This is a genomic window from Sphingomonas hylomeconis (assembly GCF_025370105.1).
GTDB lineage: Bacteria > Pseudomonadota > Alphaproteobacteria > Sphingomonadales > Sphingomonadaceae > Sphingomonas > Sphingomonas hylomeconis.
In genome coordinates, this window is the sequence record NZ_JANQBK010000004.1 from 106,437 (window position 1) to 128,327 (window position 21,891).

Sequence of the window (21,891 nt, forward strand, 5' to 3'; positions counted from 1 at the left end):
CGATGCGGCCGCAGAGCGCCGCATGCGCAACGGTCTACCGCTGCTCCCGCCACGGGGTCAGAGTATGACGATCGACTGCTCGGTCCCGGGCACCGCCAGCGCCTCGCCGAACCGCACGGTGCGCACGGAGGCATATTCGCCTGCAACCGGATCGGCATAGACATGCACGATCGAGCGGTCGCCATCGACCACCCAATACTGCGCGATGCCGGCATCGGCATAATCGACCCGCTTGTAGCCGAGATCGCGCCGGATCGTCGTCTCCGCCACTTCGACGACCAGCAGCATCTCGTGCGGGCGCATCCAGCGATCCTGCTCGGGCACGGCGCGCAGGATCGCCACGTCGCACCCGCGCACGGTATCGTTGCCGAGGTCGATGCCGATCTCCGCCGTCGCCTTCAGCGTCGTGCCGTCGATCGCGCGGGTCAGCGCGAACAACAATTGGGTCTGGCGGATGGAATGCCGCGATTTGGGAAAGTTCACCCGCTCCAGCCCCCCCTTGACCAGTTCGACCTTCATGTCGTCGAACGCCCCCGAAGCAGCCATGTGCGAGAACTCTGCGGTGGTAAACCGGGCGCAGGACTGCTGCGCCATGTCTGAACCTGCGACCCTGCTCATGCTTGGCAGATATCATGCCATCCGAGTCGTCGCGAGGGGAATTCAATCCGCGAAGCGGCCGGCGCGGTAGAGCAGGGTGATCGCGACACGGCGGTTGCGCGGGTCGGACGGGTGGTTGACGATCATCGGCTCGCGATCCGCCACGCCTTCGATCCGCTCGAACCGCTGCTCGGGAATGCCGCCATAGAACAGCCGTCGCCGTGTCGCCTCGGCGCGGCTCGAGGACAAGATCCAGTTGTTCATCGCCAAGGGATCGCCATAGGCCAGGCTATCGGTATGGCCACGGATCATGATCGGGTTCTGCATGCCGGTGATCGATTCGGCGATCAGCCCGATCAGCTTCGATGCTTGCGGATCGAGCTGCGTCGTGCCGAGCGCGAACATCGAATAATCGGCGTCATCGAGCAGATCGATCCGCATCCCGTCGCGCGTGCGCATGAAGCGGACATGCTTGCCCAGCCGCGCGAGCTTGGGATTGGCCGCCATCTCGCTTTCCACGCGACGGCGCATCTTCTCGAAATTGCGCTGGTCTTCGGCGCCGAGCTGCGCCTTGTTCTTGAGCGACCCCTTTTGCCCGGTGCCGACCGACAGGCCGCCGGATGCATCGGCCGGCACGGTCAGCGATTTGGTGCCGGTCTGCGCCGCCTTGTGAGGATAATTGTCCTTGTCGATCAGTGATTCGCCGCCGAACAGCCCGTCCGAACCGGCGCTGTTCTGCTTGAAATCGATCAGCGTCGGCGCGAAATAATCCGCCAGCGCCTTGCGCTGCTTCTCGTTGGTCGCACCGAGCAACCACATCAGCAGGAAGAACGCCATCATCGCCGTGACGAAATCGGCATAGGCCACTTTCCAGGCGCCGCCATGATGGCCGCCATGCCCTTCGATATAGATCTTCTTGTAGATGATCTTCGGCGGCTGGTTGCTGCCATGCGGTGCGCGCGCCGTCACGTTAGCGCCCTCTCAGTCCGTCGAACACTTCCGCGAAACCGGGCTGGTTGCTGTGCGCGATGCCCGAACGTGCCGCCTCGATCACCAGCGGCTGCGGATGCCCGTGCAGCGAGGCGATGATGATCTGCTTGACCACGTGATAGATCGCCGCATCGGCGTCGATCACCTGCTTCAGCCGATTGGCGAGCGGCGCGACGATGCCGTAGGCCAGCAGCACGCCCATGAACGTGCCGACCAGCGCTGAGCCGATCATCGCGCCCAGGATCGCCGGCGGCTTGTCGATCGAGCCCATCGTCTTGACCACGCCGAGCACGGCGGCGACGATGCCGAGAGCCGGCAATGCATCGGCCAGGCTGGCCAGCGTGGTGTGCGGGCTTTCCACCTCGTGGTGATGGGTCTTGATCATATTGTCCATCACGTCCTCGACCGCATGCACGTCGAGCGTGCCCGACGAGACGACGACCAGCCGCAGCGTGTCGGCGATCAGGTTGACCAGCGTATGATCGGCGAGCAGGCGCGGATATTCGGCGAAGATGGCGGAGGATGCAGGATCCTCGACATGCGGCTCGAGCGCGATCGGCCCCTCGGTGCGCAGCATCTTCATCAGCTTCGACACGAGGAAGATCGTGTCGAGATAATCCTGCTTCTTGTATTTCGGGCCCTTGAACACTTTGCCCAGGCCCGAGCCCAGCGCCTTCAGCTCCTTGCCCGAATTGCCGATGATCAGCGCGCCGACCGCGGCGCCGCCGATGATCAGCATCTCGTGCGGGATCGCTTCCATCACGGGGCCGAGAGCTCCGCCGGTGATGGCGAATCCGCCGAAGATCATCACGAGGAGGACGACGAGGCCGATGACCGGAAACATGGTGTGTGGAAATTCCCCCTAGGCAGGTAAGCGCCTGTCGTATCGAGCGTTAACCGGTCTTCGTAGCCAAGCGGTTAACCAAGCCGCCTCAGCTGAGATAATTGAACAAGGAGAGCGAGCTGAGCTTCGAAAAGCTCGCCTGCGTCGCTTCCAGCACCGTCATCATCTTTTTCAGCTCGGTGATCGCGGCGGTCGCGTCGGTATCCTCCAGCCCGACGCGATCCGATTCACGCGTGATCGCGGTATCGCTCAACCGATCGAGTTCGAGATCCAGCCGCGCGCCGCGCGCGCCGACCGAACCGCGGGCGGAGGCGACCTGGGTCAACACCGCCTTGAGATCGGTCCCCGCTTGGGTCGCGGCGGCGGTCGCGGCGGCGGTCGCGTCAGTATCGCTGGTAAGCGCCTCGGCAAGCGTGGAAATGATCGCGAACATGTCACTGGTGCCAGACCCGCTGGCGATCCCGCCGAACAATCGCGCCGCGCTGTCGTTCGCTTGCACGGTAACGCCGTCGCCAACCGGGATCGGTGCGGATTCGCCGGTTCCGGTAAAATGCACGCTGCCGTCGGCCCCCTGCGTCACTGCCGTGTCGCCGGTGGCGGCGCCGAACAGCGGCTGGCCGCGCACGTCCTTGGTGTTGGCGAGGCCGACCAGATCCTGCACGATGCCCTTGAGCTGCTCGCCGATCACCTTGCGGTTTTCCGGCGACAATGTGCCGTTGTTCGCCTGCGTCGCAAGCTCGGCGGCGCGCTGCAGCTGGTTTTCGATCGACGCCAGGGTCGTATCGGATTGCGCGAGTACCGATGTCGCGACGTTGATGTTCGCGGTATAGGCTTGGTCGTTGGCGCCGGCGCGCTTGAGCGTCGCCAGCTTCTGATAGGCGACGACGTCGTCGGACGGCGCGGTCAGCCTGATACCGGTCGAAATCTGCGTCTGCAGCTTGTCGGCGCGCGCCGACAGCGATTGCATCATGGCGGTCGATCGGTCGTAGAGCTGGCTGGTGCTGATCTGCATCGCTATCACCGTATATCGAGGATCGACTGCATCGTTTCGCGCGCCACCTGGATGATGCGTGCCGATGCCTGATAGGCTTGTTGGAAGCGCAGCAGGTCGACCGCCTCGCTATCGAGGTTGACGCCGGTCGCACTGTCGAGCGCGGCCACGGCATTGTCGCGGATCGCGCCCTGTGCCTCGGCCACCGCCTGCTTGCCCGACAGGGCCGAGGCGTTGCCGGCAACGAGCGCGGTGACGCCCGCTTCGATCTGGCTGCTGTTGCGCAGCGTTTCGAACTTGGCGAGATTGCTGTTGTCGCGCGCGCCGCCGCCGGCCGCCGCTGCGGCCAGGCCCCGTGGATCGCGCAACACCATGCTGACGTCGCTCGGCGTCGCGCCGGCGGCGAACATCGCAGCACCGGGGCCGCCGTCCAGGTCCTGACCCTGTGCCTGCACCGCATTGATGCCGTCGACGAACGTTGTGGCGAGCGTGTTCAATTGATCGCGCGCCGCGGCGACCCGCTGGACGCCCTCGGCAATACCGGCGAGCACGCCGCCATTGGGGCTGAGCGTGCTGTTCGTTCCCGCGCGTTCAACGGCGAACGACACCGCGCCCTCCTCATTGCGGACATAGCTGACATGCCCCGCCTCGCTGCCGGCGACGAATACCGGCCCGGCGGCGCCGCCGAGCCTGACGGTCGCGCGCCCGGCGGCGTCGGTGACCACCGAGACGTCGCTGATCGCGCTCATCTGTTCGAGCAGTTGGTCGCGCTGATCGGCCAGTTGCGCCGCACCGGCAGTGCCTGGTTGCGTCCGTCCGAGCGCATCGTTGATCTTGGCCAGCGAGGCGCCGAGCCCATCAAGGCCGGCAGCCGCCTCCGTTGCCGTGACGTCCAGCTCGGCCGCGACCGCATCGAGCTGCTTGCCGGTGCCGGTGAACGCCTGCGCCACCGCGGTTGCGGATTCGAGCATCGCCTGGCGCGGCGTGCTGGCCGAGGGATCGGCGGCCACTGCCTTGGTCGCGTTGAAGAAACTGGTCAGTCGGTTGCCCAGTTGATTGCCGGTCAACGCGGTCTGGATCGCGCCGAGCGATCCGATCGCCGTCTCGGACCGCGCCAGATCGGCGCCCGCCGCGCGGACATCCGCCGCGCGAAACGCATCGGCCGAGCGCGCGACACCGCTGACCAGGACGCCGCTGCCGGACACGACATTGCGCTGCGTCAGGCTGCCGCCCGACGCCCCGACTTCGCTCAGCTGGACGGCGCGGCGCGCATAGCCGGTGGTCGCGGCATTGGCGATATTTTCGGAAACGGTGGTCAGCGCGCTCTGATACGCACGCACCCCGCTGGCGCCGATGCCGAGCAGGTCGCTCACGGCGTCGGTGCTTCAGACGGGGGTGTATCCGTTTTGGGCGCTGAATCGGCCGCCGCCTGCTCCGCCGCGGCTTGCGCCTTGGACAGGAAATCGACCATCGCCTTGCCGATGCCGAGCGGTGCAGTATCCGCCATCGACTGCGCGACCTTCTGGTCCTGCATCTCGCGGAAGGTATCGAGCCCCTTGCTCTCGAACAACTCGCTCGACAGGTGCGCTTGGCGCATCGATTTCAGCATCATGCCGACGAACACGGATTCGAACTGCTTGCCGGCCTTTTCGAGATTGGCGCGGCTGCCCAGGCGACTCGTATCGGTGCTGATGCCGGTGGTCGGCACGGCGCTGGCGGCGGAGAGTGCGGGAATGTCGCTCACAGGATGATCAGTTCGGCGCGCAGTGCGCCGGCCTCTTTCAATGCCTCGAGGATCGCGACGAGATCGGCCGGCGATGCGCCGATCGCGTTGACCGCCTTGACGATGTCGGACAGTTTTGGCCCCGGCGCGATCAGGAACATCTGGCGCTTTTCCTCCTCGACCGCGACGCCCGAGCGCTGCTCGACGGTGGTCTGGCCCTGGCTGAACGGCGCCGGCTGGCTGACACGCTGCTGCTCGTCGATCCGCACGGTGAGCTTGCCGTGCGTGACCGCGGCGGCACCGACGCGGACGGCCGAATTGATCACCACCGTGCCAGTGCGCGCATTGACGATCACCTTGGCCGAGGGCTCGGCCGAGACGACATCGAGATTCTCGATATTGCTCATCAGCGTCGCGCGGACATCGCCGCCGATCGGTGCGCGCACCGACACGGAGACCGCGTCGATCGCCTGCGCCGTGCCAAAGCCGAAGCGGTTGTTGATCACGCTGGCGACGTTCTGCGCGGTGGTGAAATCGGCGCGTGCGAGATTGAAGGTCAATGCCGGCGTATTCTCGAACCCGGTCTGCACCGCGCGCTCGACCGTCGCGCCTTCAGGGATGCGCCCGGCGGACGGCACGTTGACGACGATGGTCGAACCGTCCTTGCCCTCCGCGCCAAGACCGCCGACCGCGAGATTGCCCTGCGCCATGGCATAGATCTGCCCATCGGCGCCAAGCATCGGGGTGAGGATCAGGCTGCCGCCGCGCAACGACTTGGCCTTGCCGATCGAGGCGACGGTGATGTCGAGCTTCTGGCCCGGCTTGGCGAAGGCGGGGAGATCGGCGGTGATCAGCACCACCGCGGCATTCTTCATGCCGGGATTGGCGCCCGGCGGCAGTTGCAGCCCGAAGCGCGAAGCGACGGCCTTGAGCGATTGCACGGTATATTCGAGATTGTCGTCGCCCGTCCCGGGCAGGCCGACGACGATGCCGTAGCCGGTCAGCTGGTTGGAACGGATGCCCTGAAAGCCGCCGAGATCCTTGATGCGATCGGCGCTGGCCGGCTGCATCACGAACACCGTGGCGAGAAAGGCGATCAGCGCGCGGATCATCAGCTGTTTCATCAGAACGGGCTCACCACGGAGAAGAAGCGGCTGAGCCAGCCCTGCCGGCTGGCGCGGGCGACATCGCCCTTGCCGGTATAGGCGATCTGCGCATCGGCGACGCGGGTCGAGAGGACGCGGTTGTTGGCGTCGATATCGGCGACGCGGATCAGGCCCTTGATCTGGACGAATTCGTCGCCGCGATTGAGCGTGACGCGCTTCTGGCCCTGGACCAGCATCGTGCCGTTGGGGAAAACCTTGGCGACGGTGACGCTGACTTCGCCCGACAGCGTGTTCGACTGGTCGGTCGATCCCGTGCCGGTGAAGTTCCGGCGCCCGCTGACACTCGCATCGGTCGGGCTGAAGAGCGACAGCGGCCCGGTGCTGGGCGGGGTGATGCCGAAGCCGCCGCCCGAATCGAGCTTCGACCCCGCCGATTTGGATGCCGCGGTGCGCTCGACCAGCACGATCGTCAGCGGATCGCCGACGCGCCGCGCGCGCGTGCCTTCGTACAAGGCGGCATAGCCGTCATTCACCTGGAAGATCGATCCCGTCGCCACCGCCGGCGTCGGCGGCAGCTCGGCCGGCAGCGCGGCGGAGAAATCCTCGCGCGGCTTCTTTTTGCTGAACACGCCGGCGTCCGCGCTGGTCGGCGCGAGGCCGACGGCGAGAACGAGGGCGGCGGTGAGGAAGTGATTCGTCTTCATGGCGTTAACCATCAGATATTTTGGTTAACATATTTGAGCATGTCGTCGGTCGCCGAGATCATTTTCGAATTTACCTCATAGGCGCGCTGCGTTTCGATCATGTCGACCAGCTCCTCGACGACGTTGACGTTGGACGCTTCCAGCATGCCCTGGCGGATGTTGCCGCGGCCATCCAAGCCGGCGACGCCGAGATTGGCGGCGCCGCTGGCCGCCGTTTCGGTGAGATAATTGTCGCCCTGCGCGAGCAGGCCGGCACCGTTGGGAAAGGTCGCGATCTGGATCTGGCCCAACTGGCTGGGCTCGGTCTGCCCGGCGACGGTCGCGCTGACCGTGCCGTCGGTGCCGACGGTGATCGCGGTGGCGCCTTCCGGCACGGTGATGCCAGGCATCACCTGATAGCCTTCCGAGGTAACCAGCAGGCCTTCGGGCGAGCGCGAGAAATTGCCCGCACGGGTATAGCCCAGCGTGCCGCCGGGCAGCTGGACCTGGAAATAGCCGTCGCCGTCGAGCGCGAGATCGAGCGCGTTGCCAGTGGTCTGCATCGAACCCTGCGTGTCGATCCGCGCGGTGCCCTGGATGCGCACGCCGGTGCCGAGATTTAGCCCGGTGGCATATTTGGTCTCCGACGTGCTCGGCGCGCCCGGCGCCTGCACCGTCTGATAGGCGAGCGTCTCGAACGCCGCGCGATCGCGTTTGTAGCCCGTCGTATTGACGTTCGCGAGGTTGTTCGAGATCACGCGCATCCGCATGTCCTGCGCGTCGAGCCCGGTGCGGGCGATGTGCATTGCGGCACTGCTCATGGCATTACTCCCTTGAAATCGATGATCAGGACGGCATGCGCATCACGGATGCGCCGCTCTCGTCCATCGTCTTGGCTTCCTTGAGCAGGTTGGCCTGCACCTCGTAGCTGCGCTGGTTCTCGATCATGTCGACCAGCGACTGCGTCATGTTGACGTTCGAGCCTTCGAGCGCGCCGCCCGACACCTTGGCCTCCATGTCCTCGGGCAGCACGCCGCCGCCCTTGACGTGGAGCAGATTGTCCAGCCCCTTGACCGTCACCGAGCCGGTCGTGCTGACCAGCTTGAGCTTGTCGATCACCTGCGGGTTGGCGGCATCGCCACCGATCGGCACAATGCTGATCGTGCCGTCCGACGCGATCGTCAGCGATTGCGCGGGCGGGATGGTGATGGGGCCCCCCGACCCCATCACCGGGAAACCATCGCCGGTTTCTAATACCCCGGTCGGCGCGACCTGCAGATCACCCCGCCGGGTATAGGCTTCGCTGCCGTCGGGCGCCTGCACGGTGAGCCAGGCGCCGCCGGTCATCGCCACGTCGAGCGGACGGCCGGTCTGCATGATCGCGCCCTCGCGGCGATCGGCATCGACCACCTCTTCGGATGCGGTCGTGCGGCTGTTGAATCCCGATCCCTTCACCTCGAGGCGATCGAACACCACGCGATCCGCCCGGAAGCCGATCGTCGAGGCGTTCGCCATATTGTTCGCGATCGCCGCCTGCGACGCCATATGCGCCTTGAGGCCCGATGCCGCGGTATAGACCAGCTTGTCCATTTAGGCTTCCCGTGCGGTCCGTCGGATCACGAACGGATGTTGAAGATGGTCTGCGAAATCTGGCTTGCCGTATCCAGGGCCTTGGCATTGGCCTGGAAGTTGCGCTGCGCCGCGATCAGGCCGACCAGTTCCTCGGTAATGTCGACGTTGGAACGCTCGATCGTGCCCGACATGAGATTGCCGAGCCCCTTCTCGCCCGCGGCGCCGGCGATCGGTTCGCCCGACACGCCAGTCGACGACCAATAGGAATTGCCGAGCTGGCGCAGACCAGCAGGATTGGAAAAGTTCGCCAACGCGACCTTGCCCAGCGGCTGCGTGTCGCCGTTCGAGAAGCTCGCCGTGACGATGCCGTCGGCGCCCACGGACACGCCCTGCAACTGGCCGACCGCCTTGCCGTCCTGGCTGCGTGTCGCGACGTTGAACGGGGACGCCAGCTGTGTCGTCGCATTGCCGAGATCCAGCGAAATCTGCTGCGCGGTGGTCGATCCGGCCGGCGTGAATTCGTCGAATTTGGTTGCCGTGGTGGGCGCGGTGAGCTTGCCGCTGGCGTCGAAGGTCAGTTTCGTGCCGGCGGTGCCGCCGCTGGTCAGTTCCTGGTCGCCAATGAAGCTGTGCACGCTCCAGGTGCTGGTCGCCGGCGTGCCGACCGCGGTCGTCTCGCGCTTGAAATATTGCGTCATGGTCATGGGGTTGCCGGTCGCGTCATAGACCGTGGTCTGCGTCGACTGGTTGTAGCTGGTCGGATCGAAGCGATCGAAGGTCGCGGTGGTCGGCACGGCGGCGTTGGACGAGACATTGACCGACATCTTGACGATGCTGGTGGGCATTGCCGTGCCGCTGGTTTCCGGCAGCTTCAGCGAGATGGTCGAATCAAGCCCGGTCGCGACGACCGCGCCCGAACCGTCCACCGGATAGACCTGCAGGTGCGCGCCGTTCGCATCGACGACATTGTGTTCGGCGTCGACCGAAAAGCTGCCGTTGCGCGTGAAATTGACCGACGCGCTATTGGCATCGGGCTTGACCGCGAAGAACCCGTCGCCAGACACGGCGAGATCCAGCGAGTTGCTCGACTGGATCAGGCTGCCCTGGCCGAATTCCTGGCGATTGGCCTGGAGCAGCACGCCCGATCCGACCATCTTGGTCGGGCTGAGATTGACGCTGGAGGCGATCACGTCGGCAAATTCCGTGCGGCTCTTCTTGAACCCGTTGGTCGAGACGTTCGCAAGGTTGTGCGAGATGGTCGACATTTCGGATTGCGCGGCCTGCAGGCCGCTGAGCGAGGTATAGAAGGACATGGGTTACTCCTCGAAAATGGTGTGGTTCAGCCGACTTCGCGTACGGCAGTGACGGGGATCGTGCCGATGCCGGCCACGGTGAGCTGTGCCGCGCCGCTCGCCGGGATGGCGACCGAGGCGACCGGTGCCCACACCAGGGTTCGGCTGGTGACGGCGGCATTGTTCTTGGAGGCGCTGGCGGTAACGGTGAACGGGCCGGCGCCGGCATCCGCGCCGGCATCGGTCTTGCCGTCCCAGTCGAACTGCACCGTGCCCTTCTTCTGCGTGCCGAGATCGACATTCTTGAGCACCTGGCCATCGGCCGACGAGATCGTCACCGTGAGCCCGGTCGTGTCGCCGTCCAGCTCGATGGCGCCGGCGATCCCGCCGCTGGTACGGCCGTAAGCCGTGCTGCCTTCGGTCAGCACATTGTGCCCGACATAGGCCAAAGCGTCCGCGGTGCTCGTCGCGCCAAGCTTGTCGGCGATGCCGCTCAGCGTCGCATTCATCTCGGTGATGCCGGAGAGCTGAGAGAAGCTCGCCATCTGCGCCACCATCTGCGTGTTGTCGACTGGCGCGAACGGATCCTGGTTCTTCAGCTGCGCGGTCATCAGCGTGAGGAAATCGGACTGGCCGAGCGACGCCGAGGCAGCGGCCGTGGTGGTCGCGGGCGCCGTGCTGGTACGCGAGATGCCGAGATTGCTCAGCGTGGTATCGAATGTGCTCATGGTTTAGCGGCCCATCTTGAGGGTATCGAGGATCAGCGACTTGGCCGTCTGCATGACCTCGACATTGTTCTGGTAGCCGCGCGCGGTCTCCATCATGTCGACCAGCTCGCGCGTTTCATCGACCGCCGATTCCCAGACGTTGCCGTCCTTGTCGGCCATCGGGTGCGACGGATCGTAATGCTTGGTCGGCGTCTCGCCGGCGGTGACGACGCTTTCCACGTTGACTGTCGCGAGCCCGGTGGCCTTGTCGTATTCGGTGCGGAACACCGGCTTCATCGTGCGATAGGCCTGCGCTTCGCTCGACGCGATGCCGCCGGCATTGGCGAGGTTCGACGCGGTGGTGTTCATGCGCACGAGCTGCGCCGACATCGCCTTGCCGGCGACCTGGAAGATGGTCAGCGGATTGGACATCTTATTCGCCCCTCAATGCGCGGGTGAGCGTGTTGATGCGGCCGTTGAGGAACGACAGCGTGGTCTGATACTGGATCGCGTTCTCCGCGAAGGCGGTCTGCTCGGTGGAGAGCTCGACGGTGTTGCCGTCGAGCGAGGACGACATCGGGTTGCGATACCTGAGCGCGCCCCCAAGGTCCTGCGCGGCGGAGAGTCCCCCCGAACCCTCCGCCGCCTGGAGCGCGACCTGGAAATCCAGGTCCTTCGCCTTGAAACCCGGTGTGGAGGCATTGGCGATGTTGGAGGCAAGCAGGCCCATGCGCTGTGAACGCACCTGCAGGGCTGCCCCATGAACGCCGAAAAGATCTTGCTCGCTCACCGTATCGGTCTCCGCACCTTGTTGTGCGACCGGAGCTAAGCAATGGCCGTGCCAGTTCGGTCTGCGCAGGCGGAACGCGGTGTTTGCCGGGGCAGCGGCAGGCCGAGCGGCAAGGCATTGCCGGTTGGCGGCAACGGTTGCCGGCCGCCTTTCGGTCATCCGCCCTTCTTTCCCCGGCGGGGGCCGGGGCCGGGGATCGATCGCAACTGGCCCGGCTTTTGCTACGGACGCCAGCGATGACAGCCACCCCCACCCTCGCCCTGCTGGGCCCGTTCCTCGATCCCACCGCTGCCGGGATCGTCATCGGCGGCACCGCGCTCGCCGTGGCGCTGCGCACGCCGCTCGCCGAACTGGGCGGTGCGCTCGCCGCGCTCGGCACGCTGCACCGCCGCCGCTTCGATGCCGCGCCGCTGATCGCGCAGGTCGCTGCGCTGGGGCGGATCGCGCAGCGCAACGGGGTGCTGGCGCTCGACCGTTCGGTGATCGCCGACCACGACGTCGCCACGGCGATCGCGGCGATCGTCGACGGGCAGCCGCCCGAAGAGGTCGCCGCGCTCGTGCAGCATAACCGCCGCCAGCGTATCGATGCCCAGCTGACGGCGATCGAGGTATGGAGCGGTGCGGCCGAGGTGGCACCGGCAATGGGCATGATCGGCACCTTGATCGGGCTGGTCGCGATGTTCACGCGGATGACCGACGCCAGCGCGATCGGCGCGGCCATGGCGGTGGCGTTGCTCGCCACGCTCTATGGCGCGATCCTCGCCAATCTCGTCTGTGCACCGATCGCGGCACGATTGAAGCGCCAGGCGCGCCACGAGGCGCTGGAGCGTACCCGGCTGGAGGCGCCGCTGGTCGCGCTGGCCGAGCGCGAACGCCCGCGCGCCGCCCAATTGGTGCACGCGGCATGACGCTGGACGATTTTCCCGAAGACGCGCCCGGCCGCCCGGCCTGGCTGATGACGCTCGCCGATCTCGCACTGCTGCTGGTCGGCTTCTTCGTATTCGTGCAGGCCACCACGCTCGACAAGCAGGCGCTGGCCAAGGGCATTCGCGACGGGTTCGGCGCGCCGGCCCGCATCGCGGAGCCGATGGCGGTGGGCGCGGCGGCGATGCTCAACTTCGCACCGGGCACGGCTGCCCTGCCCGCGTCGCCCGCCGGCCTGATCGCCTGGGCGCGCGAGGCCGCGCGCGATCCGCGCGTGACGCTCAAGATCAGCGGCAGCGCGGACGGCTCCGCCGCCGACGTCGATGCCGCGACCGGCAGCGGCGCGGTGCTTGCCGCCGATCGCGCGCGCGCTGTCGCCGCGGCGCTGGCAACCGCGCACGTCGCGCCGGGGCGCCTGACCATCACCAACGCCGCGGCGGGGCGCCGTGCCGTCGTCGTCACCTTGGGCTTTGCCGGCAACGCGCTGCCGCCCGGCAACCAGACCTTGCCGCTTCCGGAGGGAAATTGAATGCGCCGCCTGTTGCTGATCCCTAGCTTGTTCGCTGCCGCGCCTACCCTGGCCGCACCGTTCCAGGATACTGTGTCGCTCGATCGCGCGGTTGCTGCCTTTACCGGGCACGGGATCGGCGTGGAGGGCGGCGCGCGCAGCGTGGTCGATAGCCGCTTGAAGCTCGCGCAATGCCCGACCGTTTCGCTGGCATGGCGCTCGGACGCGCATGATGCGGTGGTGATCACCTGCACCGGGCCCAATTGGCGGATTTTCGTGCCGGTTCTCTTCACGCCCAGCGCGCCCCGGCCGAACGCGTCGCAGACGATCGCCGCGGCCTCCGCGGTCAAGCTCGAGCCAGTGATCAAGCGCGGCGATCCGGTAACGATCGAGGCCGGCACGCCGGGCTTCTCGATCACGCGCGAAGGCGTGGCGATGAGCGACGCCGCGCCGGGCGGCCGCTTCATGGTCAAGGTCGAGGGCGGCAAGACGCCGGTGCAGGCCGTGGCGGTCGAAACCGGGCGCGCCACGCTGCCGGGCTGGGGCGAATAATTTTGTTAAAGGTTTGTCCGAGGCCGTCGTTTATCCTTCTGTGGCAGGGACCACGGGAAGGACGTCATGGTGGATCCGATCGGGCTAAAGCCAGTGCCGACCAGCAATACGGTCGCTGGGGTGACGCGCAGTGCCGCGACCGCGGCACCGGAGAGCGTGACCACGCAGGCACAGAGCGCCAGTGCGCCCGGAGCGCTGACCCGCGAGCTTGCCGCCACGCCGCCGATCGACCACGAGCGCGTCGCCCAGATCCGCAAGGCGATCGCCGAGGGCACGTTCCCGATCACCCCCGCGCAGATCGCCGACCGGCTGATCGCCGCCAAGTTCGAATGGACGCGCAATGACGCCTGACAATCCGCGGCGCACCGCGCTGATCGGCGTGATCGAGTCGCTCCACCAGGAAATCCAGGCACTGAAGACCAATGATATCGTGGCGCTGGAACGCGCGACGCAGGACAAGTTGCGCGGCATCGAGACGGTTGCCGCCTTCGGCACCGCGCCGGCCGACGCGGATATCCGCGAACTGGCCGAAGAAGCCAACCGGCTCAACGAGACGAGCCGGATCTACGTCAACCTGATGGCGGCAAATGTTCGCCGCCGCCTGCAAAGTCTGACCGGTGATGCCGGTGCCGGGTACCGTGCGAACGGGGTGCGCGCGGCGTACGCCTAGTCGCTCGTCATCCCGGACTTGGTCCGATCCAATGTGCCGGCATGGCGGTCCTCTCTCCTCTTGCTCAGCGTTTAGCCGCCCGTTGGATCCCGGACCAAGTCCGGGATGACGGTTGGGGCTTCGTGCGCACCTAGCGCAACACCAGGACTGGCACGCTCCTTGCTGAATTAGCCTCGAACAAGGTTAACCAGCCGAGGATCGATGAGCTTCAACCCGTTTGCCGTCACCACGAAAGCCACGTCCGTGCAGTCGGCGATCGCGCAGGCGAGCCAGAAGACCGGCGTGGATTTCAGTTACCTGATGGGCCAGGCGCAGATCGAAAGCGGGATGCGTGCCGATGCCAAGGCGGGCACATCGAGCGCCTCGGGCCTGTACCAGTTCATCGACCAGAGCTGGCTGCGCGTGATGAAGCAGCATGGCGCCGAGCACGGCATGGCCTGGGCCTCGAACGCGATCTCGAGCAGCGGCGGGCGGATGACGGTGAGCGATCCCGCCACGCGCCGCGCGATCCTCAATCTGCGCAACGATCCGCAGGCGGCCTCGCTGATGGCGGCCGAGCATGCGTCCGACAACAAGGATGCGATCGAAGGCGCGCTGGGCCGCGACGCGACCGGCACCGATCTGTACATGGCGCATTTCCTGGGCCTCGGCGGCGCCAAGTCGTTCCTCGGCGCGATGCAGGCCAATCCCAACCGCAGCGCGGCGAGCCTGTTCCCCGCCGCGGCGCGCGCCAACCGCAACGTGTTTTTCGACTCGAACGGCCAGTCGCGCTCGCTCGGCCAGGTCTATAGCCGCTTCGCCGCCAAGCTCGACAAGGGCGCGGGCGTCGCCACCGGCGCGGCAAGCGGCGGGCTCGGCAGCAGCGCGACGATGATGGCCTCCGCCGCGCTCGAAATGGACGGTGCGACCGTCATTCCCGGCAGTGGCGAGAGCAGCCATCAGGCAGGCGCCTGGGCGCGCGCCACGCTCGATCAGATCAATGGCCAAAAGGACGAGCGCCAGATGGCGAGCGTGATGCGCCCGACCCCGACCACCGCCCGGCTGGCGTACATGATGCTCGCGCGGCTGGGGGCGTAAATGATGGCCGTTGCAACCACACAAGGCGGCCTTGGCCGCGTGCTGCCGCTGCTGCGCTCCTCCGCGCTGCCGCTCGCCACCCTGCTGCTCGTCGTGCTGATGGTCGTGCCGATCCCGACCGCCCTGCTCGACACCTTCTTCATCATGAACATCGCGATCAGCCTCGCCGTGCTGATGGTCGCCTTGAACGCGCAGAAGCCGCTCGATTTCTCCGCCTTCCCGACCGTGCTGCTGTTCGCCACCCTGTTCCGTCTGGGACTGAACGTCGCCTCGACCCGCGTCGTGCTCGGCCACGGGCATGAAGGCGAGGCGGCCGCCGGCCATGTGATCGAGGCGTTCGGCACGTTCGTGATCGGCGGCGACTATATCGTCGGCCTGTTCGTGTTCGCGATCCTGGTGATCATCAACATGATCGTCGTGACCAAGGGCGCCGGCCGCGTCTCGGAAGTTTCCGCGCGCTTCACGCTCGATGCGCTGCCCGGCAAGCAGATGGCGATCGACGCCGATCTCAATGCCGGCCTGATCACCCCGGACGAAGCCAAGGCGCGCCGCGTCGAGGTGTCGACCGAGGCAGATTTCTACGGCTCGATGGACGGTTCGTCCAAGTTCGTGAAGGGCGATGCGGTCGCCGGTCTGCTGATCCTGTTCGCCAATATCGCCGGCGGGCTGATCCTTGGGCCGGTCAGCCACGGCATGTCGATCGGCGATGCCGCGCATACCTATGTGCTGCTGGCGATCGGCGACGCGCTGGTTGCGCAGATCCCCTCGCTGCTGCTGTCGATCGCTGCCGCGGCGATCGTCACCCGCGTCACCTCGAGCCAGGATCTGGCCGGCCAGATCGGCGGCCAGTTCGCCAGCGCGCGGACCTGGACGCCGGTCGCGATCATCCTCGGGCTGCTCGGCCTGATGCCGGGCATGCCGCATCTGATCATCCTGCCGGCCGCGGCGATCACCGGCTTTTCGGCGTGGAAGCTCAATCAGAAGGCCAAGCGCCCGGCGCCGGTCGAGGTCGTTGCCGCCGAGCCGGTCGACCAGTCGAAAATCGGCTGGGACGAGGTGAGCGACAACATGCAGGTTAATCTCGACATCGGCTATGGTTTGGTGCCGCTGGTCGACGAGCGCCGCGGCTCGCCGCTGATGGCGCGGATCACCGGGGTGCGCCGCCAGTTGTCCAAGGAACTGGGCTTCGTCGTGCCGCAGGTGCGCGTGCGCGACGACATCAACATGGCGCCGTTCGCCTACCGTATCGTCGTCGGCGGCGTCACGATGGGCGAGGACAGCGTATCGCCCGACGAGATGCTCGCGCTCGATACGGGGCAAGCGGTCGGCGGACTGCTCGGCAAGACGGTCAAGGATCCGACCTTCGGCCTGGACGCGGTGTGGATTGCCAGCGGCGACGCGGATGCCGCGACCGGCGCCGGCTATCTGGTGGTCGATCCCGGCACGGTGGTGGCAACGCATCTCAACCATATGCTCGGCAGCCATGCGGCCGAGCTGCTCGGCCCGGACGAGGTGCAGAACCTGCTCGACGGGCTAAAGGAACGTGCCGGCAATCTCGTTGCCGCCTTGTCGCCCGCCCCGCTGCCGCTGACCACGCTGACGCAAGTGCTCAAGGGCCTGCTCGCCGAGAACGTGCCGCTCAAGGAGTTCCGCCGCATCGCCCAGGCGATCTCGGTCGCGGCGCAGAAGACGCTGGATGCCGACGAGATCATCGAACTGATCCGCCCCGATCTCGGCGGGCTGATTATCCAGAAGATGTGCGGCGTGCGCGAACCGCTGCGCGTGATGACACTGGAGGGGCAGCTCGAGGGCCTGCTCGGCCAGGCGGTGCGCAGCGATCCCTCGCGGCGCCACACGATCGAGCCCGATCTCGGCCGGCGCATCATCGATGCGCTGCAGGCCGCGGCCAACCCGCTGATCGCCGAAGCCAAGCCGTTCGTGCTCGTCGTGCAGCCGGCGATCCGCGTTGCGATCCGCAAACTGGTGCGCACGATCCTGCCCGACACGCCGGTGATGAGCTTCTTCGAAGTGCCCGAGGAAAAAGCCGTCGAGGTGGTCGCCGTGATCGGCGCGCCGCAGCCGGCGCAGGTCGGCTTCGCCAACGCGGCGCTGGCGGCATGAGCGCGCTCGCCACCCGGGCAGCGTTGCTCGGCGCCGAACCGCTGGTCTATGGCCGGACCGGGCCGGCAGCCGACCTCGCCTTGCTGGCCAGGAAGCATCTGCCGCTGGTCCGGCGCATTGCCTGGCACGTCCATGGCAGCATGAGCAGCGCGATCGAGGTCGAGGATCTCGTGCAGACCGGCCTGGTCGCTTTGGTCGAGGCAGCGGGCAGTTTCGAGGACCGCGGTGCCGTCAGCTTCGAACAATATCTCGCGACGCGGGTGCGCGGATCGATGATCGATGCGCTACGCCGCAGCGCGACGCTCACGCGCGGCGCGATGCAGCGGCGGCGGGCTTATGCTGCAGCGGTCAAGGCGCTGACGCATGAAAGCGGCCGCGCGCCGGACGATCATCAGATTGCGGAAAGGCTTGGCGTGACGCTGGACAAGATGCGGACCGATTACGCCGCGGCGGAGCCGGTACGGTTCGACTCGATCGACGAAGTCTATGCCGACGACCAGCCATGGTTCGCGAGCGACGATCCCGATGCGTTTCAGCAGCTCGCGGACAGCGATCTGCGGGACTGCCTGATCGCGGCGATCGGCGCGCTGCCGGAACGCGAGGCGCAGGTCGTACAGCTTTATTATGTCGAGGAACTGAACCTCGAGGAGATCGGGCTGGTGCTCGGCGTAGGATCGGCGCGGGTGTGCCAGATCAAGGCCAGCGCGCATGCACGGCTGAAGAAGGCGCTGGCGCGGGCGGTTTGATGCGCCTGCCCCGCCCCGCATACCGCCGTCCTCCTGAACGCGTTTCAGGATCCATTCCGCCCCCCGGACGATCGGACGTGAGGCACGATGGATCCCGACTTTCGTCAGGATGACGGCAGTGGGGAAGGACGCCTAGAAAAACAGCTTCCGCACGCTCAGCCGCACCGTGCGGCCCAGCGGATCGATATAGTCCGGCGCATAGGCGAACGGCGTGACGCCGCCCGCATCGGTCACGCGCTGGCGGCTGTTGGCGATATTGTCGATCGACAACGTCACACGCAGACCGCGCATCCACGGATGATCCTTCACCCAGTCGCGGCGCTGGCTGAGATCGGCGAACAGCCGCAAGTTGACCGTGGCAAGGCTGCCGAAATTGAGCGTCTCGGGCGCCGCCAGCGTGCCGCCATTGACCTCGGTCGCGCTCATCCAGTTGCCCGACAGGCGCGCGCCGAGGCCGTTATTGCTATAGCCTGCCTGCAGTTCCACCTCGTGGCGCGATTGGCCACCGCCACTGCCCAGCGTGTCGCCGCGGAGCAGATCGAGCGTCGGGCCGCCATCGGCGACCGTCACCCGATCGGTCAGATGCCAGGTGTGATAGACTGCGAAGTTGAGCCGGCCGCCACCGCCCCCACCGCCGCGACCGCCACCGCCAAAGCCGCCGCGCCGGCCCTCGCCCCCCGGCCGATCGCCGCCGGCAGCGCGTGCGCCGCCTTCGCCCGGCGGACGATCGCCGGGCGTAGCGCCCGCGCCGCGACGCCCGCCCGGGCGTTCGACGCCCTCGAACGGATTCGGGCCGGTGCCGGCACGGAACGCTTCGAGCTGTTTCTGGACCCTGGACTTGAGCGGTTGCGAGAAATTGACGCCCCAGCGCAGTTGCGATCGATCACTCTCGGCGAAATTGATCGGGCGTGAATCGATCTGCAGCAACTGCCCGGCGGAATCGCGCAGGAAGCGTTGCGGGAACGCTTGCTCGATCGCCGCGGTCGCGCCGGGGAAGGACGCGATCGGATCGTCGATCCTGGTCTTGGTGTAATTGGCGGTGAAGGCGATGTCCTTCGCGCTCCACGGTTTCAGCGTGCCGCTGAAACTCATCACGTGGCGCGTATTCGCGTCGAGCAGCGGATTGCCGCCGGTGATCCGCGTGACGATCGCATTCTGCCCGGTGACGAAATCGAACACGCGCACATTGGGCGTGGCGATGTAGGGATCGCCGAGCTGCTGCGCGGTCGGCGCCTGCTTCTCGTCGGTGAACGAGGCGAGCAGGCGCAGCGCCGGGATCGGCGACCAGTTCAGGCCATAACCAAGCGTCGTCAACGTGCCGAAGTCCGACAGCTGGTCCAGCCCCAGATTGAGGTTCGCGGACAGATTGCCGATCGCGCCGAGCACGTCGCGCGACCGGCTGGTGAGCGGCAGATCGACGTTCAGCTGGCCGTTGACGATATCCCGCGAGACCTGCCCGCGCTGCGTGTCGCCAAAGCGATCGGCGCGGCTGTCGAAGTCGCTGGTCGAGGCGCCGACGCGCACGCTGGTGGCGACCGCGCCGGCCGGCAGCGTAAACGCGGTGCCGGCGAACAGCAGATCGACATTGCCGGTGCTGGAGGTGGAGCGGCCCCGATTGGCGAAGATCGTGGTGTCGGTGTCGCGCTGCGCCTCGTTCACGCTCTTCGAATCGACACGATCGTAATTGCCTGTCAGCGACCAGCGCCACGTGCCGACATCGCCGTTGAACGTGGTGCCGAGATGCGTGGTCCAGGCGGAATTGCGCTGTTCGAGCGCGGCGAGATCGATCACGCCCGGCGTGATGATCGGCAAGCCGTTGAGGCCCAACCCATTGGTGCGCTCGACGCTGCCATTGACCGTCGCGGCGACGTTGCCGAACACGTTGCGCGAATATACCGCATTGGCGGAAAAGCTTTCCGCTTGTCCGAGCAACGTACGGAATGCGCGCTGATCGGGCGTCCCGCTGCCGTTCAGCGGAATGGTGCGCTCGTCCTCGGTCAGCGCCGAACTGCGCTGATACTCGCCGTGCAGCGTCAGCCGCGTCGCGGCCTGGATGTTGAGCAGATCGAGCTTGCCAGCCGGCGTGTTGCGTCCGCCCTCGGTCGCCTGCGCGTCGGCGAGTTCGACCGCAACCGAACGGAAGCGGCGGCGCAGCACGAAATTGACCACTTTCTGGTCGGCGCGATAGCCGAATTTGAGCGCGACTTCCTCCGGCAACACTTCGACGCGCAGGATCGCCTCGGTCGGAATGTCCCGTATCTCGCGGAAGCCCGAGATGCGCCGGCCATTGAGCAACACGACCGGCGCGCCGCCGCGACCGCTGGTGGTCTGCGGCGCGAGTTCGGTCAGCAGGTCGCCGATCGAGCTGACGCCATAGGAGCGGATATCGGCGGGATTGAGCGTCTGTTCCGGCGGGATGTCACCGGGCACCGAGCCGCGCGGCCGCTGGCCGGTGACGACGATATCCTCGCCGACGTCCGCCGGCTCGGCTTCCTCCTCCTGCGCTGCGGCCGCGCCATCGGTGGCCGCGGGCACGCCGGGCGCTTCGGTGGCAGCGGGCGCTTCCTGTGCGGCGGCCATAATCGGCCAACCGGCAAACGCCGTAATCAGAGCAAGATGTGAAACGCGCAAAGCCATATCCCCAGAAATTCACCCGGGCAGTACGGCCCAATTGTCGCACAATTGTGCCAGGGCGAACCTGACCCTGGCCTGTATCGCCATTTTCGATGGTGTCCTGAATCGCGGCCCCCGATCCCGACAGCGAAAACCCCGGCGGCCCTGCGGCCACCGGGGTCTCGCTTGCGCCTCCCGAACGGCGGGAAGCGCCCGGTTCGGCCCCCGCACCCTCAGGGGGGCGGTGCCGGGGCCGGTCGGTCTGGCTTAGCGCAGCAGCGACAGCACGCTCTGCTGGCTCTGGTTGGCCTGGCTGAGCATCGCGGTGGATGCCTGGGCCAGGATCTGCGCCTTGGCGAGATTGGTCGTTTCGGCCGAGAAATCGGCGTCCTCGATGCGGCTGCGCGCGTCGGTCAGGTTGGTCACGTTCGAGGTCAGGTTGTTGACCACCGAAGCGAGACGGTTCTGGCTCGCACCGAGACCGGCGCGGACCGTGTTGACGTCCTTCAGGAAGTCGTCGACCACCGTCAGCGTGGCGGTTGCATTGGTGTCCGAGCTGACCGACAGGCCGGCGCTGGCAGGGGTGCCAGTCTTCGTAACCGCATTGGCGGCGACATAGACCTTATCGTCCTTGGCCAGGTCATACTTCGCGCCGGCGACGAGCGCGGTGCTGCCGGCTGCCGCGATCACCGCATTGTTAGTGACATCGGCGGCCGTGACTTCGTACTGCTTCTTGCCGGCAAAATCGTCGCCCGCCTTCACCGTGTACAGGCCAGCAGTTGTCTGCTTGAGGTCGGCGACGGCCGTCTTCGGACCGAGATTGGACACGTCGAGATTGCCGATATTGATGTCGACCGTGTTGTCCGCATCCGAGCCGACCTGAATCTTGGTCGTCTTGCCCTGGCCACCGGTCGTCGTATCGAACAGCGAGACGCCGTTGAACTTCGCGCTATCAAGCGAGGTGGTGATCTGCGCCGACAATTCGGTGACTTCGGCCTGCAGGTTCGCACGGTCGTCGTTCGAATAGGTGCCCGATGCCGACTGGACCGAGAGCTCGCGGATGCGCTGCAGCATGTTGGTGACTTCGCTGAGCGAGCCTTCTGCGGTCTGCGCGAGGCTGATGCCGTCATTGGCGTTGCGGACGGCCTGGTTCATGCCCTTGATCTGCGAGGTCATCGACGAGGCGATGGCGAGGCCGGCGGCGTCGTCCTTCGACGAGTTGATGCGCTTGCCGGTCGACAGGCGCTCCATCGAGGTCTGCAGCGCCTGGTTGGCCGAGGTGGAAGCGTTCGCCGCGCGCAGCGAACCGATGTTGGTGCCGATAACAGTCATGTCAAATCTCCGTGTCTTGACTTGACGATCCCCGCCGCCCCCTAGCGGAAGGC

The 21,891-nt window shown here is 66.5% G+C and carries 24 protein-coding genes; 8 read left to right on the plus strand and 16 right to left on the minus strand.

Annotation, left to right across the window (positions count from 1 at the left end; translation table 11 throughout):
• Positions 1-57: 57 nt before the first annotated feature.
• The 14 genes from NV401_RS07005 to flgB all read right to left on the minus strand — a co-directional run bounded on the left by NV401_RS07005 (position 58) and on the right by flgB (position 11,295).
• Positions 58-546 carry a Uma2 family endonuclease gene (locus tag NV401_RS07005; RefSeq protein ID WP_261293687.1) on the minus strand — a complete coding sequence of 163 codons (489 nt, stop codon included), beginning with the start codon at positions 544-546 and terminating at the stop codon, positions 58-60.
• Positions 547-660: 114 nt separating this feature from the next.
• Complete coding sequence (locus NV401_RS07010) at positions 661-1,566, minus strand: flagellar motor protein MotB (protein ID WP_261293688.1); 906 nt, start codon at positions 1,564-1,566, stop codon at positions 661-663.
• Between the two features lies 1 nt (position 1,567).
• Complete coding sequence (gene motA, locus NV401_RS07015; RefSeq protein ID WP_261293689.1) at positions 1,568-2,431, minus strand: flagellar motor stator protein MotA; 864 nt, start codon at positions 2,429-2,431, stop codon at positions 1,568-1,570.
• Positions 2,432-2,519: 88 nt separating this feature from the next.
• Positions 2,520-3,443: a flagellar hook-associated protein FlgL gene (flgL, locus tag NV401_RS07020; RefSeq protein WP_261293690.1), complete on the minus strand. Its 924-nt coding sequence runs from the start codon at positions 3,441-3,443 to the stop codon at positions 2,520-2,522.
• Between the two features lie 5 nt (positions 3,444-3,448).
• Positions 3,449-4,795 carry a flagellar hook-associated protein FlgK gene (flgK, locus tag NV401_RS07025; RefSeq protein ID WP_261293691.1) on the minus strand — a complete coding sequence of 449 codons (1,347 nt, stop codon included), beginning with the start codon at positions 4,793-4,795 and terminating at the stop codon, positions 3,449-3,451.
• A complete protein-coding gene (locus tag NV401_RS07030) occupies positions 4,792-5,166 on the minus strand; it encodes a rod-binding protein (protein ID WP_261293692.1) in 375 nt (124 codons plus the stop codon). The genes flgK and NV401_RS07030 overlap by 4 nt, the downstream gene beginning before the upstream one ends.
• Positions 5,163-6,269, minus strand: coding sequence for a flagellar basal body P-ring protein FlgI (locus NV401_RS07035; RefSeq protein ID WP_261293693.1), 1,107 nt, complete (start codon positions 6,267-6,269; stop codon positions 5,163-5,165). Before NV401_RS07035 ends, NV401_RS07030 begins: the two co-directional genes overlap by 4 nt.
• Positions 6,269-6,955 carry a flagellar basal body L-ring protein FlgH gene (locus tag NV401_RS07040; protein WP_261293694.1) on the minus strand — a complete coding sequence of 229 codons (687 nt, stop codon included), beginning with the start codon at positions 6,953-6,955 and terminating at the stop codon, positions 6,269-6,271. The genes NV401_RS07035 and NV401_RS07040 overlap by 1 nt, the downstream gene beginning before the upstream one ends.
• 11 nt (positions 6,956-6,966) lie before the next feature.
• Complete coding sequence (gene flgG / locus NV401_RS07045) at positions 6,967-7,755, minus strand: flagellar basal-body rod protein FlgG (protein WP_261293695.1); 789 nt, start codon at positions 7,753-7,755, stop codon at positions 6,967-6,969.
• A gap of 25 nt (positions 7,756-7,780) precedes the next feature.
• Positions 7,781-8,524 (minus strand): flagellar basal body rod protein FlgF, encoded by a 744-nt coding sequence (locus NV401_RS07050; RefSeq protein ID WP_261293696.1) that lies wholly within the window; start codon positions 8,522-8,524, stop codon positions 7,781-7,783.
• A gap of 26 nt (positions 8,525-8,550) precedes the next feature.
• On the minus strand, positions 8,551-9,819 hold the full coding sequence (locus NV401_RS07055; protein WP_261293697.1) for a flagellar hook protein FlgE: 1,269 nt from the start codon (positions 9,817-9,819) through the stop codon (positions 8,551-8,553).
• 26 nt (positions 9,820-9,845) lie between these two features.
• The gene (locus NV401_RS07060; protein ID WP_261293698.1) at positions 9,846-10,526 is read right to left on the minus strand and encodes a flagellar hook assembly protein FlgD; all 681 of its coding nucleotides are present in this window, start codon (positions 10,524-10,526) and stop codon (positions 9,846-9,848) included.
• Between the two features lie 3 nt (positions 10,527-10,529).
• Positions 10,530-10,937 carry a flagellar basal body rod protein FlgC gene (gene flgC, locus NV401_RS07065; protein ID WP_261293699.1) on the minus strand — a complete coding sequence of 136 codons (408 nt, stop codon included), beginning with the start codon at positions 10,935-10,937 and terminating at the stop codon, positions 10,530-10,532.
• Between the two features lies 1 nt (position 10,938).
• The gene (gene flgB / locus NV401_RS07070; RefSeq protein ID WP_261294054.1) at positions 10,939-11,295 is read right to left on the minus strand and encodes a flagellar basal body rod protein FlgB; all 357 of its coding nucleotides are present in this window, start codon (positions 11,293-11,295) and stop codon (positions 10,939-10,941) included.
• A 236-nt stretch (positions 11,296-11,531) separates the two neighbouring features.
• Between flgB and NV401_RS07075 the strand changes: the two genes are divergently transcribed.
• The 8 genes from NV401_RS07075 (at position 11,532) to NV401_RS07110 (ending at position 17,893) form a co-directional block, all read left to right on the plus strand.
• Entirely contained in the window at positions 11,532-12,203 is a 672-nt protein-coding gene (locus tag NV401_RS07075) for a motility protein A (RefSeq protein ID WP_261293700.1), read from the plus strand.
• The gene (locus NV401_RS07080) at positions 12,200-12,748 is read left to right on the plus strand and encodes a flagellar motor protein MotB (protein WP_261293701.1); all 549 of its coding nucleotides are present in this window, start codon (positions 12,200-12,202) and stop codon (positions 12,746-12,748) included. Before NV401_RS07075 ends, NV401_RS07080 begins: the two co-directional genes overlap by 4 nt.
• Complete coding sequence (locus NV401_RS07085) at positions 12,749-13,279, plus strand: flagella basal body P-ring formation protein FlgA (RefSeq protein ID WP_261293702.1); 531 nt, start codon at positions 12,749-12,751, stop codon at positions 13,277-13,279.
• 66 nt (positions 13,280-13,345) lie between these two features.
• Positions 13,346-13,630 carry a flagellar biosynthesis anti-sigma factor FlgM gene (flgM, locus tag NV401_RS07090; protein ID WP_261293703.1) on the plus strand — a complete coding sequence of 95 codons (285 nt, stop codon included), beginning with the start codon at positions 13,346-13,348 and terminating at the stop codon, positions 13,628-13,630.
• Positions 13,620-13,949: a flagellar protein FlgN gene (locus NV401_RS07095; RefSeq protein WP_261293704.1), complete on the plus strand. Its 330-nt coding sequence runs from the start codon at positions 13,620-13,622 to the stop codon at positions 13,947-13,949. The genes flgM and NV401_RS07095 overlap by 11 nt, the downstream gene beginning before the upstream one ends.
• 201 nt (positions 13,950-14,150) lie before the next feature.
• The gene (locus NV401_RS07100) at positions 14,151-15,026 is read left to right on the plus strand and encodes a lytic transglycosylase domain-containing protein (RefSeq protein WP_261293705.1); all 876 of its coding nucleotides are present in this window, start codon (positions 14,151-14,153) and stop codon (positions 15,024-15,026) included.
• Entirely contained in the window at positions 15,027-17,147 is a 2,121-nt protein-coding gene (gene flhA / locus NV401_RS07105; RefSeq protein ID WP_261293706.1) for a flagellar biosynthesis protein FlhA, read from the plus strand.
• A complete protein-coding gene (locus NV401_RS07110) occupies positions 17,144-17,893 on the plus strand; it encodes a sigma-70 family RNA polymerase sigma factor (RefSeq protein ID WP_261293707.1) in 750 nt (249 codons plus the stop codon). The genes flhA and NV401_RS07110 overlap by 4 nt, the downstream gene beginning before the upstream one ends.
• Before the next feature lie 132 nt (positions 17,894-18,025).
• Here the strand turns inward: NV401_RS07110 and NV401_RS07115 are convergent, their stop codons facing one another.
• On the minus strand, positions 18,026-20,473 hold the full coding sequence (locus NV401_RS07115; RefSeq protein WP_261293708.1) for a TonB-dependent receptor: 2,448 nt from the start codon (positions 20,471-20,473) through the stop codon (positions 18,026-18,028).
• A 300-nt stretch (positions 20,474-20,773) separates the two neighbouring features.
• Positions 20,774-21,838 carry a flagellin N-terminal helical domain-containing protein gene (locus NV401_RS07120; RefSeq protein WP_261293709.1) on the minus strand — a complete coding sequence of 355 codons (1,065 nt, stop codon included), beginning with the start codon at positions 21,836-21,838 and terminating at the stop codon, positions 20,774-20,776.
• Positions 21,839-21,891 lie beyond the last annotated feature (53 nt).